Here is a 16,313-nt window from a genome sequence, read left to right as displayed (position 1 = left end):
CACCGGGCTTCTGACGGTGCGCCACCGTACGCCTCTCAAGATCTCTTGAAAAGTGACTAACCTCACTGGCGTCCGAACGTTTATGTCTTCCGGCCGATACGTCGTGACAACTAGTCGAGTCGCCGTCACTCCACGCACCGCCCCGGTCGTAGGTTTTCCCAGCGAACCTGTGTGGCCTTCCCGGGCCGGAACTGTTCCAGGACAACGCGGCGCCCTTTCGCGACGCTGTCCGGAGAGCGAGTGAGAATGACCGTCAGGGCACACCAGCGTCAACGTGGCAGGCCGATCGGCGCCCTGGCCCGGCAGGTGGTCCCGATTCTCCTGGCCGTATCGGTCATGGCGCTGTTCACCATGGTGTGGCAGTCGGCCGACGAGCAGTCCGACTTCGCGGCCCTGGAACGTGACGGCGTCCGTTACATCCAGGCACTCGGACCTCTGGAGATCGCGCTCACCAACGCCGGGTCCGGAGCGGTCGCCGGCACACCCGCGGCACCCGACGCCATGAACCGGGCCGTCGACGCGGTCAACGCCGTCGACCGGGAGCTCGGCGAACGACTCGGCGCCCGGGACCGGTGGGCCGGGCTACGGGCCAAGATCGAAACACTGCCCGCCGACGGCGACGCCGCGAAGACCATCGCCGCCTACGGTACCGCCAGCGACCTGCTGCTCGCCCTCATGGACAAGGTCCGCAACAGCTCCAAACTGGTCCGTGACCCGGACGCCGACCTCTACTACCTCGGGGACGGCGCGGCACAGGAACTCCCGGAGAGCATCGTCGCGGCCACCCGCTACACCAACCTGCTCACCAGCCTGCCCGGACTGTCCGCAGCCGACCGGGCCGCGACGCTCATCGACATCAACACGGCCGCCTCGACCCTGGCGGGCAACGCACGCGACCTCTCCGACGACGTCCGGCTCGCCGTCGAAGGCACCGGCAGTGAGAACCTCGGCAGCGCGCTGCTGAGCCGCCTCGACCGCTTCAACCGGTCCGTCGACAATCTGCTGCCGCTGGTCGAACCGCTGAAGACGGGACGCGGCATCGTCGATGCGGAGCAGGTCAGCCGCGGCCGCGACGAGATGCAGGCCGCCGCGTCCGAACTCTCCACCGCGCTGCTCGAACAGATCGACATCGGGCTGCGTGACCGGATCGACTCCTACGACCGGCGCCAGCTGCTCGCCGCCGGCATCCTCGTCATCTCCGTGATCCTGGCCTGCCTGCCTGCCGGGCTGCTCCTGGTAGCCCGGGTACGCGGTGACCGTACGCCCCGGATGAACGACATCCCGGCACCATCACCCGTGTCCGAGCCGGAGGACGCTATGCGGAGGCGAATCAGTGTTCCTTAGCAGCCTCCGCATCCGCGGCAAGCTGACCCTGCTGGTCATCATCCCGCTGCTGGCCATGATCGCGCTGGTCGTGCCGGTGATCCGTGGCCTGGTCATCGACGCCGAGAAGGCGACCGAGATCGACACCATCGCCACTGTGGCCGGCCGGGTCGGTCCGCTGCTGGAGGACGTGCAACGGGAACGGCTGCTCGCCGTCGGCTACCTGCTCGGCGTCATCGAGGAGGACGACCTCGCCCTGCAGAGCGCACTGGTCACCGACCGGGTCCGCGACGTGCAACGCGAGCTGGGCGACCAGATGCCCGACGCGCTGCGTGCCGAGATCGGCCGGATGGCCGAACTGGAGAGACTGCGCCAGCGGGTACGCGCCAAGACGGCCAGCCCGGACGAGGCCATCGCCGGATTCGACAACGTCCTGGACGGCACGATCGACTCGCTCGGGCTCACCGACAGAGCCGACGCCGGGACCGCCATCGGCCGGCAGCTCATCGCCCTGGACGCCCTGCTGCGCATCGACGAGTCCAGCAACGACAGCAACATGCTGCTGGCGCTCATGGCGGCCGGCGACGTGGACGAGTACGCCGTCGAGTACCGCGAGGACAGCGCACGGTTCCAGACCTACGTCGACCGTTTCACCGCCTTCGCCACCCCCGGGCAACGCGAGTTGTACGAGCTCGTCACCGTCGCCTTCTCCGACCGCGTCGGCAAGGACTTCGACACCAGGTTCGAGCAGGACCCGGCCCGCACCATGGCGGCGCTGCCCATCGACGAACTGTTCCCGATGCTCCGGTCGTTCAGTGTCCTCGGCGGCTTCGCCAAGAAACGCATCGTCGACGACGTCACGACGGCGGTCGCCGAACAACGGCAACGGCAACTGACCGTGGCGTACGGCATGGGCCTTCTCGTTCTTCTGGTCCTGCTCGCCGTCCTCGCCCTGGTCGCCACCGTGGCCCGCGCCGTGGCCGTGCCCCTGACCCGGCTCAGCCGCGCGGCCGAACGGGTCGCCGAGGCAGGCGAGACGGAGCTGCAACGCATCGCCGACGACGAGGCCGAAACCGCCGAACCGGTACGCCTCGAAGTGCTCGACCTCAACTCCCAGGACGAGATCGGCGACCTGGCCCGGGTCTTCGCCCGCGTGCAGCGCACCGCCTCACAGCTCGTCGAACGTCAGGTCCTCAGCCGCCGCAACGTGGCCGAGATGTTCGGCCACATCGGCCGGCGCACCCAGAACCTCGTCGGCGGACAGGTCGACCTCATCGACGAACTGGAGAACGAGGAGACCGACCCGGACCGGCTGGCCAAGCTGTACCGGCTCGACCACATCTCCAACCGCCTGCGCCGCAGCGCCGACAGTCTCGTGGTGATCTCCGGAGCCGACCGGGAGCAGAGCCACGCGTCACCGGTCCGGCTGATCGACGCCGTACGCCTCGCCCTCGCCGAGATCGAGGAGTACACCCGCGTCGACGTCGACGTCCCGCTCGACCTGCTCGTAGCGCCCTCCCTGGTCAGCGACATCGTGCTGATCTGCGGCGAACTGCTCGAGAACGCCACCACCTTCTCCCCGCCACACACCCGGGTGACCGTCATCGCCCGGGCCGTACCCGGCGGCGCCCGGCTCACCATCGCCGACCACGGCATCGGCATGCCCGACGAGCGACTCGCCGAGGAGAACTCCCGTATCGCCCACCGCGAGCGCCTGGACCTGGTGCCGACCCAGGTGCTCGGCCTGTTCGTGGTCGGGCGGCTGGCCCGGCGCCACGGCATGACCGTCGACCTGTCACACACCCCCGGCGGCGGCGTCACCGTCCAGGTCGGCATCAGCAGCCTGCTGCTCGCCGGCGACCTGCTGGTCAGCGAACCGGTCGCGCCCCGGAGCACGGTCTCGGTCGAATGGTCCGCGCCGCAACAAGCGGCCCCCGCACCCAGGCATCCCACCGTCCGGGAGTCGATCTCCCGCGTCAGCGACGTGATGAGCGATCCGCACACCTGGAACGGCTTCGACGTGCCCCGGCAACTGCCGGCCGGCCCACCCGCGCAAGCGCCACAGGCGGCACCGGCCTCTCCCGGCGGCCTGCGCCGCCGGGTCCCGGGAACCCACCTGACACCGGAGCCCGCCGAACGGCCCGCCATCGCCGCGCAACTGACCGACCACGACGCCGACGCCGCCCGCCTGCTCGTCGAACAGCTCGAGTTCGGCGTGACACAGGCGCTCCAGGAAACCTCACCGCACCACCGACAGTGAGAAGGCTTCGCCATGGACACCATCCGTACGCACCAGAACACCACGGATTACAGCGCCGAGGTGAAGACCTTCAACTGGCTCCTCGGATCGTTCGCCACGCGGACGTCCGGGGTGCAGGAGGCCGTCGTGGTCTCCTCGGACGGCCTGCTCATGGCACGGTCGTCGAAACGGGAACGCGCCGACTCCGACCGCCTGGCCGCGGTGGTGTCCGGGATGGCGAGCCTCGCGGCGGGCGCCTCCGAGTGGTACCGGCTCGGCGCGCTGAACCGGCTCGTCGTCGACATCGCCGAGGGCTATCTGGTGATCACCACGATCAGCCGGGGCTCGGCGCTGGGCGTCATCGCGAGCCGCTCGGCGAACCTCGCCACGGTGGCCTACGAGATGACCCTGTTCGGAACCCGGGCCGGCGCGTCGCTGACGCCGGGGTTGATCGCCGAACTGAAAAGCGCAGCGCAGAGTTGAACGACGACCCGCGCGCCACACCGGGGCCCGAGGCGATCGGGCGGATCCCTCCGTACCTGCGGGCCAACCCGCCCGGCGTCGCACCGGGCGGGTCCCCGAGCCGGCCCCCGACCGGCCACTCCTCGGCACCGCGGCCGTTCGTCCTGACCGGCGGCCGGGTCAACGCGGTCGACCGCGAGATCGACGTCGAAACCCAGGTGACCCTACGGCCGTACGATCCACGCGCCGGCCGGACTCCTCTCGGCTCACTCGGCCCGGAGATGCAGGCGATGGTCGAACTGTGCGTCGAGCCGATCTCGGTCGCCGAGATCTCGGCACGGCTGCGCCTGCACCTGGGCGTCACCAAGATCCTCGTCGCCGATCTGCGCGCCGCCGGATACCTCGACGTGCACATCGCGGACACGCTGAGCCCGCTGTCCTCCGACACCATCCTGCGAGTGATGCATGGACTACGCGCCATTTCCTGACACGCCGGGCGTGAACAGGCCCGCCCGGCAGACCCCACCGGTGCCCGTCAAGATCATCGTCGCCGGCGGTTTCGGCGTCGGCAAGACGACCACCGTCGGCTCGATCTCCGAGATCGCCCCGCTGACCACCGAGGCCGAGATGACCGCCGTCTCCATCGGCGTCGACCGGCCCCGCGACCAGAGCCTCAAGACGACCACCACGGTCGCCATGGACTTCGGCTGCGTGACCATCGATCACAGCCTCAAGCTGTACCTTTTCGGCACGCCCGGACAGGACCGCTTCGGCTTCATGTGGGACAGCATGGTCCGCGGGGCCCTGGGCGCGCTCGTGGTCGTGGACAGCTCCCGGCTCGACGACTGCTTCCAGGCCGTCGACTACTTCGAGCGGGCCGGGCTGCCGTTCGCCGTCGCCGTCAACGAGTTCAACGGGCACGCCACCCACGACCTCGCCGAGGTGCGGTGGGCCCTCGCCGTCAACGAGCGGGTGCCGATCGCTACCTTCGACGCACGGAAGCGGACGTCGGTACGCGACGCGCTGATGATGGTGCTCGAACAGGCCCTCGACAAGGCCGCCCGCACGGAAGGAACCGGATGACCCACCCGACTTTCGGCGCTGTCGTCGTGAGGCCGGCCCGGAATGCCGACGTCGCCGGCGTGCAACGACTGGTCGACGTGGCGTTCACGCCGTACATCCCCCGCATCGGCGAACGGCCCATGCCGATGAACAACGACTACGCCCGGCTCGTGGGGGAGGGGCGCTGCTGGGTGGCCGTCGCTGCCGGCCGGGTCGTCGGCATGGCGCAGCTGCTGGTCGCCGCCGACCACGTCGAGGTCGAGACCCTCGCCGTCGCACCCGACGCCCGGGGCGCGGGGGTCGGCGGGCGGCTGCTCGAGCTTGCGGAGGAGCAGGCCCGCGCGAACCGGCTGACCGAGGTGCGGCTGTGCACCAACGAGGCCATGACCGAGAACCTCGCCTACTATCCGCGGCGCGGTTTCCGGGAGACGCATCGTGACACCCAGCACGGGTTCCACCGGGTGTTCTACACGAAACCGGTCGCTCCGCCGCCGGGTGCCGGCTGACGAATGCACCGCCAGCGTCGCAGGGCGAGAGCTGTGCACCGCGTCGACCCACCTCGTCGAACCCGCTATCGGGTCCGGCGAGGAACCAGGCCGTTACCTGACACCCTCCTGGAGTATCAGTCCGACGTAAAGAACGATCATGATCAGGCGCCTGCGCGCCAGGGCGGCCCGACACGGCGTGGACTGCGCTACCGTCTGGTCATAGCGGCCATGGTCTGCGATACCGTCTGGTTATCGCGGCGGCCGCCTGAAGGTCCGCAGTGATCCGGGCGGTTTCTGAACAGCACGAGGAGACACCGATGACCGACGCTACCGGCGACGCCGATTCCACCGCTACCAGCGAAGGGGAGTCCGAAGAGCAGCCGCAGCCCTTCGAGAACCGGGCGGCACGCCGGTCCAAGGGCAAGGCGGCCGCCAGCCACATCAGCGGTGCGGCGGGCCCCGTCCACGGCCGTTCCAGCACAGTGCAGAACCGTCGCCAGTACGGCAACCGTCGAAGCGGCTGATCTGCGCAATCCCGTCCGCGGCCGAACTCGGCTGGCCTGGCCGCGTGGGCCCCGGAGGCGGCGCTGCCCCTGCCGTTCATCACCCCGTTCGTGGCCGGCGGCTGCTGCCTGATGTTTCTCGTGGTCTCCCGCCGGGGCCGCTTCACCCGATGGCTGTACGGATACTCCGGTGGCCTGGCTGAGGTCGACCCGGACGGCTACCCGCGCGTGGTGCGCTCGGGCGAGGTCACTGACGTGGTCGACGAGTGGACCTCATCCGGCTCGGAGTCCCAGTCGGGACTACGAAGGTTTCCGCCTCACCACCGCCGATGGCCGCACCGTGTCGATCACCGCGAAGTACCGCAACGCGCTTGACCCGTACGGCCCGGTCGGTGGGCTGACCGCCGCGCTCGCGCCGGCCGAGGTCGGCATGGCCGTTCCCCGCTCTCCCTCGAGGGAATCGCGGGCCCCAAGGACACCACGATCACGCCGTGGGACGCGATCGAACGGATCGAGCTGCGGCCCGGCCACGTGAAGGTGCGCCCGATCGCCGGTAGGGCCCGCAAGTACGACGACTACCGTGATGGCTCCGGATACGCGGTGTTCTGCCGCGCGCTGGCCGGGCTCGGTGTCAACGCCTCCTTCGAGCCGCGCGGCTGGGCCGAGGGTACGAAGCCGACGCCGGTTACTGACGGCTGAAATCGGCTGGAACCTTCGCCGCCTTGGCCTTGAATGCTCTGCTGATGGGATTCGGTCCATCGTCCACGAGGCGGTGGAAGTCCTCGTCCGATGGCAAGGAGTCGGGCGATTCGCCGTTGAGGCTGCGGTCCAGGACGTCCTGCAGGAAGTCCGCAGCCTCGCCAAGCTCGAAATAGCGCAAAGCGATAATCGCATTTCTGACCCGGAATGGCTCATTGACCTCCAGAGCGAAGCCAAGGCCGCCGCCCATCGCAGAGTTGTAGACGCGCAGCAAGGACGCAAGGTGCTCGATGCCGGGCGGCGTGCCTTGCGGAACTTCACCGTCAGCGCCGTAATCGCAGGCTTGGTTCCAGATGGTGTCCAAGCCGTTCAACTCGGTACCTCCAAGCATGAGCTGGCGATGATCTGGGCCGGTGCGGGCCGGAGGGAGACGCCGCGGACACGTCCCATGATTGCTCATCGGATGTCCTCGCGCGACGTGCTGCAGTCACGATTCCTCCCGCCGGGGCTTGCAGCCTCCGAACGCTTGCTGTGCGCGCCACATCGGCAGGATGGTGAGAACACGGGATCGCGCCGCCTGAACAGCTTCAGGTAACGAGGGTTACCTGAAGCTGCTGTTGCCGGTCTCCGACGTATCCGGGTCGGCCCGTCGTTCAGTTGCCGACCTCGAGGGCGGCCATGAACGCCGTCGGGTATCGGTCCCCACGGGCTGACCCGGCCGGCACCGCCTTCTCGATCTCGGCCAGGTCGTTGCCGGTCAGGTCCAGGCTGATCGCCGTGAGTGCCTCGGCCAGCCGCTCCCGGGTTCGGGCGCCGATCAGCGGGACGATGTGCTCGCCCTGCGCGGCGACCCAGGCGATCGCCAGCTGGGCTACCGTGCAGCCCTTGGCCTCGGCCACCCGGCGCAGGGCGTCCACCAGGGTCAGGTTGTGCGCGGCGTTCTCGCCCGAGAAGCGAGGGCTGTGGTTGCGGTGGTCGCCGTCGCGGCCGGGCGCCCAGTGCCCGCTGAGCAGGCCCCGGCTGAGCACGCCGTACGCGGTCAGGCCGATGCCCAGATCACGCAGCGTCGGCAGCACTTCGGCCTCGATCCCCCGCGACAGCAGCGAGTACTCGATCTGCAGGTCGGCGATCGGGTGCACGGCATGGGCGCGGCGGATCGTCGCCGCCCCGGCTTCGGACAGCCCGGCGTACCGGACGTACCCCGCTTCGATCAGCTCCTTGATCGCGCCGATGGTGTCCTCGATCGGCACCTGCGGGTCGACCCGGGCCGGGCGGTAGATGTCGATGTGGTCGACCCCGAGGCGGGTCAGCGTGTACGACAGGAAGTTCTTGACCGCCTCGGGCCGCCCGTCGGCGCCGGAGAACCGCATGCCGGGCCCGACCAGCTGACCGAATTTGACACTGAGCTGGTAGCTGTCCCGGTCCCGGCCGCGCAGTGCTTCACCGAGCAGCAGCTCGTTGTGGCCCATGCCGTAGAAGTCGGCGGTGTCGATCAGCGTGACACCGGCGTCCAGCGCGGCATGCACGGTGGCGATGCTCTCGCCGCGGTCGGCCGGCCCGTACGAACCGGACATGCTCATCCCGCCCAGACCCAGCGCGGAGACGACCGGACCGTGCTCACCAAGAGTTCGTTTCTGCATGTCCCCAGCCTGCGCCGGATCCGCCGGGCCCGGGAGCGGAGCGCTTATCGTGGGAGCGCCGCTCCCTGTCTTCCCGGCCGCCCGGCGAGGGAGCATGGTCGCATGGAACGTGACGAGCTGGCCGACTTCCTGCGCCGCCGCCGGGAGGCGATCCGCCCGGCCGAGGTCGGCCTGTTCGACGGACGGCGCCGCCGCACCACCGGTCTGCGCCGGGAGGAGGTGGCGATGCTGGCCGGCATGTCGGTGGACTACGTGGTCCGCCTGGAGCAGGGCCGCAGCAGCCAACCGTCGACGCAGCTGCTGGTCGCGCTGGCCCGGGCGCTGCGGCTGTCCGACGACGAACGGGACCACCTCTTCCGCCTGGCCGGGCACCAGCCGCAGCCGGGCGCCGACACCGCCCGGCTGGCCCGGGCGGGTCTGCTGCGGATGCTGGACCTGCTCGGTGACACCCCGGCCATGGTCATCTCCGACCTGGGCGTGGTGCTGGCTCAGAACCGCGCGTCGATGCTGCTGGCCGGTGACCACACCGGTTTCACCGGCTATCGTCGCTACCTTGTCTATCGCTGGTTCGCCGAACCGGACACGCACCCCGTCTCGTCCGCTCCGGAACGCGAACGGCTGGGCCGGCAGCACGTGGCCGATCTGCGCGCCGTGGCCGGCCGGCGGGCAGGCGATCCCGAGGTCACCGGCCTGATCGCGACTCTCCGCGCCGCCAGCGCCGACTTCGCCCGGCTGTGGGCGGAGCACGAGGTCGCGGTTCGCCGCAGCGACCGTAAGACGTTCGAGCATCCGCGGGTCGGCCGGCTCGTCATGGACTGCGAAACCCTGCTCACCCCGGACCTGGGCCAGCAGCTGCTGGTGCTGACGCCGGCCGACGACGAGGCCCGCGAGCGCCTGTCGCTGCTGCGGGTCCTCGGCACCGAGGAGTTCCCGGCGTCGGTTACGGCTGAAGGCCAGTGACGCCTCCCGTATCAAAGCGGACCGAGGACCGGGCCGGTTGGTCATGCCGCCGACTCGATCGCGGCGCTGAGACGGGTCAGCATTTCGGTGAGCACCGCCGGGCTGGTCGCGAAGTTCAGCCGTACCCGTGAGCCGGTGTCGACGGCAGTGTGCTGAGCGAACTCGGCGCCCGCGCTCAGCTTGACCCCGGCCCGGTCCAGCAGCGCGGCGGCCGGATCCGGGCCGAACCGGTCACCGCAGTCCAGCCAGGCCAGGTAGGTCGCCTCTGGCGGGCGGTACCGGGCGGCCCACGGCAGGCCCGCGGCCCACTCGGAGACCTGGTCGCGGTTGCCGGCCAGGGTGACCAGCAGGCCGTCGAGCCAGTCGTCGGCCTCGGTCCACGCGGCCACGGTGGCGGCTCGGCCCAGCACTCCTGGCTGACCGAAATAGTCCAGCGGCATGCGAGACAGGGCGTCGCGGATGCGGCGCGGGCCGATGTGCGCGACCGCGCAGCGCAGTCCGGCGATGTTGAAGGCCTTGGTAGCCGAGGTCGCGGTAACGGTACGCGTCGCTGCGGCGGGGCCGAGCGACGCGAACGGCACGTGCCGGTGGGGCGTGAAGACGAGGTCGGCGTGGATCTCGTCGGCCAGGACCACCACGTCGTGGTCCGCCGCGTCGTCGGCCAGAGCCGCCAGTTCCGTACGGGTGAACACCCGGCCGCTCGGGTTGTGCGGGTTCACCAGGACCAGCATCGCGCAGTCCCGCAGGTCGGCCGGTCCGTCACCGGGCAGCGGCAGCGGGACGACCCGGCGCCCGGCGCGGACGATGCTCGCCAGGAACGGCGGATAGGTCGGTACGTGGATGGCGATGGCGTCGCCCGGCTCGGTGGCGTGCTCGATCATCACCTGCAGGATCTGGATCAGGTCGCTGAACACCCGGGCCCGGCCGGGTGCGGGCGCCCACCCGTGCCGGGCGGTCATGCGCTGCTCGAATGCGGTGATCACCGGATCGCCGGCCGGCCAGTGCGGATATCCGAAATCGGCGATCTCGTGGATCCGTCGCCGGATCACCGGCGCCACCGGGAAGTCCATGTCGGCCACCCAGGCGCCGAGCACGTCCGGCGCGAGCGAGCCCCACTTGACGCCGTACCCGGCCCGCAGCGCATCGAGGTCCGCGCTCGCGTCGAAGACGCCGGGCGCGTTCACGCCCGCGTCCTGGCGCGGAGAGCGTCGCGCAGAATCTCCATCTGCCCGTGGTGCTGAGCAAGCTCCTCCAGTACGTGCAGCAGCGCACCGCCGCGGGTCAGAGGACGGTCCGGGCCCTGAAACGATCGGGGCGGCTCGGCCCGCAGCGGGCCGTCGAGATCCGCGCCTCGAACGTCCGCGTCCAGCCGTTCACGCAGGGCCCGGACCTCGGCGAGCAGCGGGCCCACCGGTCCGGTGGCGGTGAACTCGGCGTCACGGTCGCGCGCCACGGCTCGGCCGGCGACCAGAGTGCCGGACCAGTAGTCGGCCACTCCCACACAGTGGGTGAGCAGGGCATACGGCGAGTTCGCCCCGGGCAGCGGGGGCCGGACGGTGGCCAGGTCGTCGCCCAGCCCGGCGACGATGCCGGACATCCCGTCGAGCGCCCGCCCGACGAAGTAGAGGTAGTCGTTCACGGATATCACCAGCGACCTCCCGTCGATGTTGTCACCACCTGAGCCGGTGACGCCGTCTGACCTTGCGGGATCCCCGCGTCACCTGTCAAGGTGGTGACGTGACCTTCGTATTCGTCGGCGGCAACCTCGCCCTTGACCTGCTCGGCACTCTGAAATGGCGCCGGACCGCGAGCGAGGAGTGCCTGGGATCACCCGCCGACGCGGCCCGGTGGGCGGTCGCCTCAGGGGCGCTGACCAGCGAGCCCGGGTTCTCCACCACTGATCTGGCGGCGCTGCTGGAGTTGCGCGAGGCGATCTACCGGCTGTTCCGTGCCGTCATGGCGGGCGACCCGCCGACTCCCGCCGACCTGCGCCTGGTCAACGCCGCAGCAGCCCGGCCGGGCGCGGCGCTCGAGCTCACTCCGGCCGGCGCCACCCGGGTCGGTGACGCCACGGCTGTCGCCGCCGAGGTGGCGCGGTCGGCCGCCGGACTGCTCGGGGAGATCTACGCGGGCGGCGGTCCGCGGCTACGCGAATGCGAACGCCCCGCCTGCACCCGCCTGTTCGTCGACCGTTCGCGCGGTGGCACCCGCGCCTGGTGCGGCATGGCCGAGTGCGGCAACCGGGTCAAGGCCGCCGACTACCGGGCCCGCAAGGCCGCGGCCCGGCGCCCCGGGTCAGCCGACATCTGAGTATCACCGTGCCGCGTGGCCCCACCGCTCCTGGTCGGTCATCGCTGCATGATGCACCGCGGGTTTCCGGACCGTTGCGGTCAGGCCGTTCGCTGGTGTGTCAGCGCAGGCCGACGACGATACGCGCCACCTTCACCGAAGCGGCGAGCTCGCAGCGTTCGCAGTGAAAGGGCTCCGGCGGCTCGGCCGTGCCCGCGGTCACCTCGGCCAGCCAGCCGGTGACGTAGGAACGGGCGGCGTCCACGTCTTTCCGCTGGCTGCCGGCGCGCTCCGCATAGGAGTGTTGGTAGTAAATGGCATGGCGGGCGGTGCCGGGAGGTTCCTCCCCTATCCCGGAATTGGCGTAAACCTGTCCGTCGGCCCTCAGGAAGAACCCGCCGATCCTGGCATATTCGTCGCTGCTCTCCTGGTAGCGGACGAGCCATCCGTTGATCTGCCCCAGGGTCTCCTCTTTGCGTTCCGACTTCTTCGTCGTCCCGAACAACGTCCGCCGCTCCCGGGTTCGGTAGGTGAAGACCACGGGCATGGGGTTGCTCACCGACCCTGACCCGGGCGCTTTGAAGGCGTCCAGCGCAACGGCGAAGGGCCCGCGGCCGAGGTGGGCGCCCCAACCGGCGGCCTTGCCCACGATCTGGGCATACGTCTCGTTTCCGGTGCCCTCGCGGGCCGACCAGAGGTCGAGGGCCAGCATCCAGGCGGTGCCCCGGGCCGTGCCCTCGGCGCGGAGTTGCCCGGCCAGGTCTTCCAGGGTTCGCCGAACGGCCCCGCCATGGCAGGCCTCGCAGAGGACCCTCGCATCGGCGCGCGGCTTGGTCGCGACGCGGGCCGTGAGAGCCTGATAGTTGGCGAGCATGCTGTCGGCGCGGGTGTGGCTGTTCTGCCTGTGCGAGCCGCAGACGAAAGTCGAACACTGCGTGCACTTCGCCGCCGCCTGGTTTCCGCAGTTGCAGTAGTTCACGATGTCGTAGCCTGTTCCGTGTTCCGACCCGGTCGGGCGGGAACGCTACCAGCGGCACATCCGGATCGGCAGGTAGGCGAGGCCACCACCGGTGTCCGGTCACCGCCGATGCGTGAGAACCGGGCGAACTAGGCTGACACCGAGTGGCACGAAACCGGTGAGGACGACCATGGAATTGCGGTACGTGGCTGCGTTCGTGGCCGTGGCTGAGGAGTTGCACTTCGGCCGGGCCGCCCGCCGGCTGCAGATGGCGCAGCCGCCGCTCAGTCAGATGATCCGCCAGCTGGAGAAGGAGCTCGGCGTCCAGCTGTTCGAGCGCAGCACCCGCAGCGTACGGCTGACCAGCGCGGGGGAGTCGTTCCTGGGTCCCGCCCGTCAGGTGCTCGACGACGTGGATCTGGCGAAGCGGGCGGTGACGTCGGCCGGAACCGGGGAGTACGGGCGCGTCACCATCGGGTTCGGCGGGGCCTCGAGCCATGCCGCGCTGCCCCGGCTGGCCCGGGCGGTCCGCGCCGCGCACCCGGGGATCGAGCTGGTGATGAAGGTGCAGCAGTACGCCAACGTGGCACTGGACGGCGTTGCGGACGGCTCCCTCGACCTGGGCTTCGTCCGGATGCCGGTGACCCGGGCGGGCGTGCGGACCAGGGTCATCGAGAACGACCGGCTCGTCTGTGCGCTCCCGGCGGATCATCCGCTGGCCGGCAAGGAGGAGATCGACCTGACGGATCTCATCCACGACCCGTTCGTCAGCCTTCCGGCGAGCTCCGGGTCGACGCTGCTCGACGCGATGATCCGTACCTGTGAGGAAGCGGGCTTCACGCCGAAGGTGGTGCAGGAGGCGCCGGACTCCAACACCGTCCTGGCACTGGTCTCGGCCGGGGTCGGAGTGACGCTGACGTTGAAGTCGGTGGAGCACGTGTGCCAGGGCGGTCTGGTCTACCTGCCGATGGCCGGGCGAACGGTGTGGCAGCAGGCCGCACTGGCGTGGCGCGCCGACAACCCGTCGGCGGCCCTGCGTGCGGTCCTCGCGATCGCCGAGCGGGAACTGCCCACGCCGGCCGCGGAGTCCTGAGAACCGCTTTATGAACGATGCGCTCTCAATGTGAGAGCGAATCCGTATTGGACGCCATTCGATATCGCTGCCACGCTTGATCCATGCGAATAGGGCGACCTTTTTCGGTAAAGGCGCCATTGGAGAGAGCTGGTATCGCAATGACTACGGGTGCGACGGAAAACTATTCCACCCTGATTCGCGGCGCGACGATCCTGACCATGGATCCCGCTGCCGGTGTCCTGGAGCGCGGCGATCTGCTGATCGAGAACGGGCTGGTGGCCGCGCTGGAATCCGCTGCCGAACGTCTCGGTCCGGTTCCCCGCTCCGCTCTCGGGCCCGCGTCGTGATCGTCGACTTCACCGGCCGGCGGGTTCTCGTCACCGGGTCTACCAGCGGGATCGGTTTCGCTGCCGCCCGGGGCTTCCTGGCCGCGGGTGCGAGTGTGGTCGTCAACGGCCGCGGTGCGGAGAGTGTCGCTGCCGCCGTGGCGAGGCTGGGCGGCCCGGCAGCGGCTGTCTCCGGGTTCGCCGGGGACCTGGCCACGGAATCGGCCTGCTCCCGGCTGGTCGGCGACCATCCCCACTTCGACGTCATCGTCAACAACATCGGGGTCTACGGCCCGCAGGATTTCTTCGACATTCCCGACAGCGAATGGGAACGGTTCTTCCGTACCAATGTCATGTCCGGTGTCCGCCTGGCGAGGGCCTATGCGCCGGCCATGGTGGAACGCGGGTGGGGCAGGATCGTTTTCGTCTCCTCGGAATCTGCTCTCAACATTCCGGTGGACATGATCCATTACGGATTCACGAAGACCGCCCAGCTGGCGATCTCGCGTGGCCTGGCGAAGCGGCTCGCGGGGACAGGTGTCACCGTCAACGCCGTGCTGCCGGGTCCGACCCTGTCCGAAGGCGTGGCGGGGATGCTGCGAGCCGACGTCGACCGGACCGGCGACAGCCTGGAGAAGGTGGCCGCGGATTTCATCGCCGCGCAGCGCGCCTCGTCCATCCTGCGGCGTGCAGCGACCGTCGACGAAGTCGCGAACCTGATCGTCTATGTCAGCTCCCGCCAGGCGTCGGCGACCACGGGCGCGGCCCTGCGGGTCGACGGTGGCGTGGTCGACACCATTGTCTGAGGAAAGGAAACACGCCATGCACCCGATCATCAAAGCGATCGAGGAACGCCGGACCATCAACCACTTCGACTACACGCGGGGGATCAGCGACGAGGCGCTCCACGAATTGGTACGCCTGGCGACGAAGGCTCCGTCCTCGTTCAACCTGCAGAACTGGCGGCTGATCGCCGCCCGGACGCCCGAGGCGAAGGCGCGGCTGCGCAGGGTCGGCTGGGACCAGCCGAAGATCACGGAGGCCGCGGTGACGTTCGTCGTGGTCGGTCAGCCGGCCGACCACCAGCTGGTGCCCGATCGGCTGCGGCCGGCCGTCGACGCCGACATCATGCCCGAGTCGGTGGCGACGGGCTGGGCGGGCGCGGCGAAGATGCTCTATCACGAGCAGCCGCAGCGCCAGCGTGACGAGGCGATCCGCTCGGCGACGTTCGCGGTGAGCACGCTGACGTTCGCGGCCGAGGCGATGGGTCTGTCCACCGGGCTGATGATCGGGTTCGATCCCGAAGGCGTCAGCGAGGAGTTCGAGCTGGCCGCGGACGAGTTCCCGGTCATGCTGGTCGCCGTCGGGCACGCCACCGGGGAGAACTGGCGGCAGAAGCCACGCCGCGATCACACGCACATGCTCGAGGTGGCCTGAAGCGCCCGCCCGCGGCCGGGTACACCGGCCGCGGGCGGGGGACTGTCGCTGGGTCAGATCTGGTTCTCGCCGCCGTCGACGTACACGTTGGCGCCGAGCATGAAGCTGCTGTCGGAGGAGGCCAGGAAGGCCACCGCGGCGGCGATCTCGTCGGGGTCCGCCATCCGGCCGATGGCGATCCGGGCTGCCTCGCCGGCTTTGAAGGGCGCCGCGTTGTCCTCGCCGACCAGCTCGGTGATGCCGGAGGTGTCGGTCGGTCCCGGTGAGATGGCGTTGACCCGGACGCCGCGGCCCTTGAGCTCGTTGGCCCAGACCCGGGTGAAGGTCCGCAGCGCGGCCTTCGAGGCGGCGTAGGCGCCGAATCCCGCGGTGCCACGGTCGGCGGCGGTCGAGGCGTTGATGATGACCGAGGCGCCCTCGTTGAGCACCGGCAGCGCCTTCTGGACGGTGAGCATGGTGCCCTTGACGTTGACGTCGAAGACCTGGTCGAGGTCCTGCGTGGTGATCGTCTCGATGGTGCCGAACGAGGCGGTGGCCGAGTTGGCGAACAGCACGTCCAGGCCGCGGCCGCGGGCGGCGACCGCGGCGTAGAGCCGGTCCAGGTCGTCGGGGTTCGTGATGTCGCCCGGTACCACGGTCACGTCCCGGCCGATGGCCTCGGCCGCGTCCTTGAGCTCGGCCTCGCGCCGGCCGGTGATGAAGACGTGTGCGCCCTCGTTCACCAGCCGCGCGGCGCTGGCCCGGCCGATGCCTCGGGTGCCGCCGCCGGTGATGACCGCGGTCTTGCCTTCCAGTCTGCGCATGTCTGCCTCCCCTATTTCGGCACCGATCGGTGCCGAATGCGACCGTAGC

General features: G+C 69.9%; 20 protein-coding genes. 14 read left to right on the top strand and 6 right to left on the bottom strand.

The window, feature by feature from the left end:
* The first annotated feature begins 246 nt into the window (after nt 1-246).
* The 8 genes from CLV67_RS39505 (at nt 247) to CLV67_RS52280 (ending at nt 6,776) form a co-directional block, all read left to right on the top strand.
* Nucleotides 247-1,344 (top strand): hypothetical protein, encoded by a 1,098-nt coding sequence (locus CLV67_RS39505; protein WP_106328012.1) that lies wholly within the window; start codon nt 247-249, stop codon nt 1,342-1,344.
* A complete protein-coding gene (locus tag CLV67_RS39500; protein WP_106328010.1) occupies nt 1,334-3,583 on the top strand; it encodes a sensor histidine kinase in 2,250 nt (749 codons plus the stop codon). Before CLV67_RS39505 ends, CLV67_RS39500 begins: the two co-directional genes overlap by 11 nt.
* A gap of 12 nt (nt 3,584-3,595) precedes the next feature.
* Entirely contained in the window at nt 3,596-4,045 is a 450-nt protein-coding gene (locus CLV67_RS39495) for a roadblock/LC7 domain-containing protein (protein ID WP_106328008.1), read from the top strand.
* Nucleotides 4,042-4,512, top strand: a complete 471-nt coding sequence (locus CLV67_RS39490; RefSeq protein WP_239166106.1) for a DUF742 domain-containing protein — start codon at nt 4,042-4,044, stop codon at nt 4,510-4,512. The genes CLV67_RS39495 and CLV67_RS39490 overlap by 4 nt, the downstream gene beginning before the upstream one ends.
* Complete coding sequence (locus tag CLV67_RS39485) at nt 4,490-5,107, top strand: GTP-binding protein (protein WP_106328006.1); 618 nt, start codon at nt 4,490-4,492, stop codon at nt 5,105-5,107. The genes CLV67_RS39490 and CLV67_RS39485 overlap by 23 nt, the downstream gene beginning before the upstream one ends.
* Nucleotides 5,104-5,592 carry a GNAT family N-acetyltransferase gene (locus CLV67_RS39480; RefSeq protein ID WP_106328004.1) on the top strand — a complete coding sequence of 163 codons (489 nt, stop codon included), beginning with the start codon at nt 5,104-5,106 and terminating at the stop codon, nt 5,590-5,592. Before CLV67_RS39485 ends, CLV67_RS39480 begins: the two co-directional genes overlap by 4 nt.
* A gap of 299 nt (nt 5,593-5,891) precedes the next feature.
* Nucleotides 5,892-6,098 carry a hypothetical protein gene (locus tag CLV67_RS39475; protein WP_146169475.1) on the top strand — a complete coding sequence of 69 codons (207 nt, stop codon included), beginning with the start codon at nt 5,892-5,894 and terminating at the stop codon, nt 6,096-6,098.
* Nucleotides 6,099-6,608: 510 nt separating this feature from the next.
* Nucleotides 6,609-6,776, top strand: coding sequence for a hypothetical protein (locus CLV67_RS52280; protein WP_170154177.1), 168 nt, complete (start codon nt 6,609-6,611; stop codon nt 6,774-6,776).
* Here CLV67_RS52280 and CLV67_RS39470 read toward each other — a convergent pair.
* Together CLV67_RS39470 and CLV67_RS39465 are read right to left on the bottom strand one after the other, a co-directional pair.
* Entirely contained in the window at nt 6,763-7,140 is a 378-nt protein-coding gene (locus tag CLV67_RS39470; protein WP_146169474.1) for a hypothetical protein, read from the bottom strand. The genes CLV67_RS52280 and CLV67_RS39470 overlap by 14 nt on opposite strands.
* A 289-nt stretch (nt 7,141-7,429) precedes the next feature.
* A complete protein-coding gene (locus tag CLV67_RS39465) occupies nt 7,430-8,416 on the bottom strand; it encodes an aldo/keto reductase (RefSeq protein WP_106327998.1) in 987 nt (328 codons plus the stop codon).
* 102 nt (nt 8,417-8,518) lie between these two features.
* Between CLV67_RS39465 and CLV67_RS39460 the strand changes: the two genes are divergently transcribed.
* On the top strand, nt 8,519-9,376 hold the full coding sequence (locus tag CLV67_RS39460; protein ID WP_106327996.1) for a helix-turn-helix transcriptional regulator: 858 nt from the start codon (nt 8,519-8,521) through the stop codon (nt 9,374-9,376).
* A gap of 41 nt (nt 9,377-9,417) precedes the next feature.
* Here the strand turns inward: CLV67_RS39460 and CLV67_RS39455 are convergent, their stop codons facing one another.
* Both CLV67_RS39455 and CLV67_RS39450 read right to left on the bottom strand, forming a co-directional pair.
* Nucleotides 9,418-10,560, bottom strand: a complete 1,143-nt coding sequence (locus CLV67_RS39455) for a MalY/PatB family protein (RefSeq protein WP_106327994.1) — start codon at nt 10,558-10,560, stop codon at nt 9,418-9,420.
* Nucleotides 10,557-11,015, bottom strand: a complete 459-nt coding sequence (locus tag CLV67_RS39450) for a mycothiol transferase (RefSeq protein WP_239166105.1) — start codon at nt 11,013-11,015, stop codon at nt 10,557-10,559. Before CLV67_RS39450 ends, CLV67_RS39455 begins: the two co-directional genes overlap by 4 nt.
* A gap of 98 nt (nt 11,016-11,113) precedes the next feature.
* Here CLV67_RS39450 and CLV67_RS39445 point away from each other — a divergent pair, with 98 nt between their 5' ends.
* Nucleotides 11,114-11,686, top strand: a complete 573-nt coding sequence (locus tag CLV67_RS39445; RefSeq protein ID WP_106327991.1) for a CGNR zinc finger domain-containing protein — start codon at nt 11,114-11,116, stop codon at nt 11,684-11,686.
* Between the two features lie 100 nt (nt 11,687-11,786).
* On the opposite strand, the gene CLV67_RS39440 is transcribed toward CLV67_RS39445, so the two are convergent.
* Entirely contained in the window at nt 11,787-12,644 is an 858-nt protein-coding gene (locus tag CLV67_RS39440) for a hypothetical protein (protein ID WP_146169473.1), read from the bottom strand.
* A 169-nt stretch (nt 12,645-12,813) separates the two neighbouring features.
* Here CLV67_RS39440 and CLV67_RS39435 point away from each other — a divergent pair, with 169 nt between their 5' ends.
* From CLV67_RS39435 to CLV67_RS39425, 4 genes are all read left to right on the top strand, one after another.
* The gene (locus tag CLV67_RS39435) at nt 12,814-13,716 is read left to right on the top strand and encodes a LysR family transcriptional regulator (protein WP_106327986.1); all 903 of its coding nucleotides are present in this window, start codon (nt 12,814-12,816) and stop codon (nt 13,714-13,716) included.
* Nucleotides 13,717-13,916: 200 nt separating this feature from the next.
* Nucleotides 13,917-14,045 (top strand): hypothetical protein, encoded by a 129-nt coding sequence (locus CLV67_RS54445; RefSeq protein ID WP_275414880.1) that lies wholly within the window; start codon nt 13,917-13,919, stop codon nt 14,043-14,045.
* Nucleotides 14,042-14,830, top strand: a complete 789-nt coding sequence (locus CLV67_RS39430; protein ID WP_106327984.1) for an SDR family NAD(P)-dependent oxidoreductase — start codon at nt 14,042-14,044, stop codon at nt 14,828-14,830. The genes CLV67_RS54445 and CLV67_RS39430 overlap by 4 nt, the downstream gene beginning before the upstream one ends.
* A gap of 16 nt (nt 14,831-14,846) precedes the next feature.
* The gene (locus CLV67_RS39425; RefSeq protein WP_106327983.1) at nt 14,847-15,461 is read left to right on the top strand and encodes a nitroreductase family protein; all 615 of its coding nucleotides are present in this window, start codon (nt 14,847-14,849) and stop codon (nt 15,459-15,461) included.
* 53 nt (nt 15,462-15,514) lie between these two features.
* Here the strand turns inward: CLV67_RS39425 and CLV67_RS39420 are convergent, their stop codons facing one another.
* On the bottom strand, nt 15,515-16,264 hold the full coding sequence (locus CLV67_RS39420) for an SDR family NAD(P)-dependent oxidoreductase (RefSeq protein ID WP_106327981.1): 750 nt from the start codon (nt 16,262-16,264) through the stop codon (nt 15,515-15,517).
* Nucleotides 16,265-16,313: the final 49 nt, after the last annotated feature.

Origin of the sequence: Actinoplanes italicus, assembly GCF_003001815.1 — a bacterium.
In the GTDB taxonomy this organism is placed as follows: Bacteria; Actinomycetota; Actinomycetes; order Mycobacteriales; family Micromonosporaceae; genus Actinoplanes; species Actinoplanes italicus.
Note: the sequence above shows the minus strand (reverse complement) of the source record. Positions and strands in the feature narration are given on the sequence as shown.

What these genes read in the sequence shown, in the direction of transcription:
- CLV67_RS39505 (WP_106328012.1), top strand. Translation starts at nt 247, where the DNA reads ATGACCGTCAGGGCACACCAGCGTCAACGTGGCAGGCCGATCGGCGCC.
- CLV67_RS39495 (WP_106328008.1), top strand. Translation starts at nt 3,596, where the DNA reads ATGGACACCATCCGTACGCACCAGAACACCACGGATTACAGCGCCGAG.
- CLV67_RS39485 (WP_106328006.1), top strand. Translation starts at nt 4,490, where the DNA reads ATGGACTACGCGCCATTTCCTGACACGCCGGGCGTGAACAGGCCCGCC.
- CLV67_RS39480 (WP_106328004.1), top strand. Translation starts at nt 5,104, where the DNA reads ATGACCCACCCGACTTTCGGCGCTGTCGTCGTGAGGCCGGCCCGGAAT.
- CLV67_RS39475 (WP_146169475.1), top strand. Translation starts at nt 5,892, where the DNA reads ATGACCGACGCTACCGGCGACGCCGATTCCACCGCTACCAGCGAAGGG.
- CLV67_RS39465 (WP_106327998.1), bottom strand. Translation starts at nt 8,416, where the DNA reads ATGCAGAAACGAACTCTTGGTGAGCACGGTCCGGTCGTCTCCGCGCTG.
- CLV67_RS39460 (WP_106327996.1), top strand. Translation starts at nt 8,519, where the DNA reads ATGGAACGTGACGAGCTGGCCGACTTCCTGCGCCGCCGCCGGGAGGCG.
- CLV67_RS39435 (WP_106327986.1), top strand. Translation starts at nt 12,814, where the DNA reads ATGGAATTGCGGTACGTGGCTGCGTTCGTGGCCGTGGCTGAGGAGTTG.
- CLV67_RS54445 (WP_275414880.1), top strand. Translation starts at nt 13,917, where the DNA reads ATGGATCCCGCTGCCGGTGTCCTGGAGCGCGGCGATCTGCTGATCGAG.
- CLV67_RS39425 (WP_106327983.1), top strand. Translation starts at nt 14,847, where the DNA reads ATGCACCCGATCATCAAAGCGATCGAGGAACGCCGGACCATCAACCAC.
- CLV67_RS39420 (WP_106327981.1), bottom strand. Translation starts at nt 16,264, where the DNA reads ATGCGCAGACTGGAAGGCAAGACCGCGGTCATCACCGGCGGCGGCACC.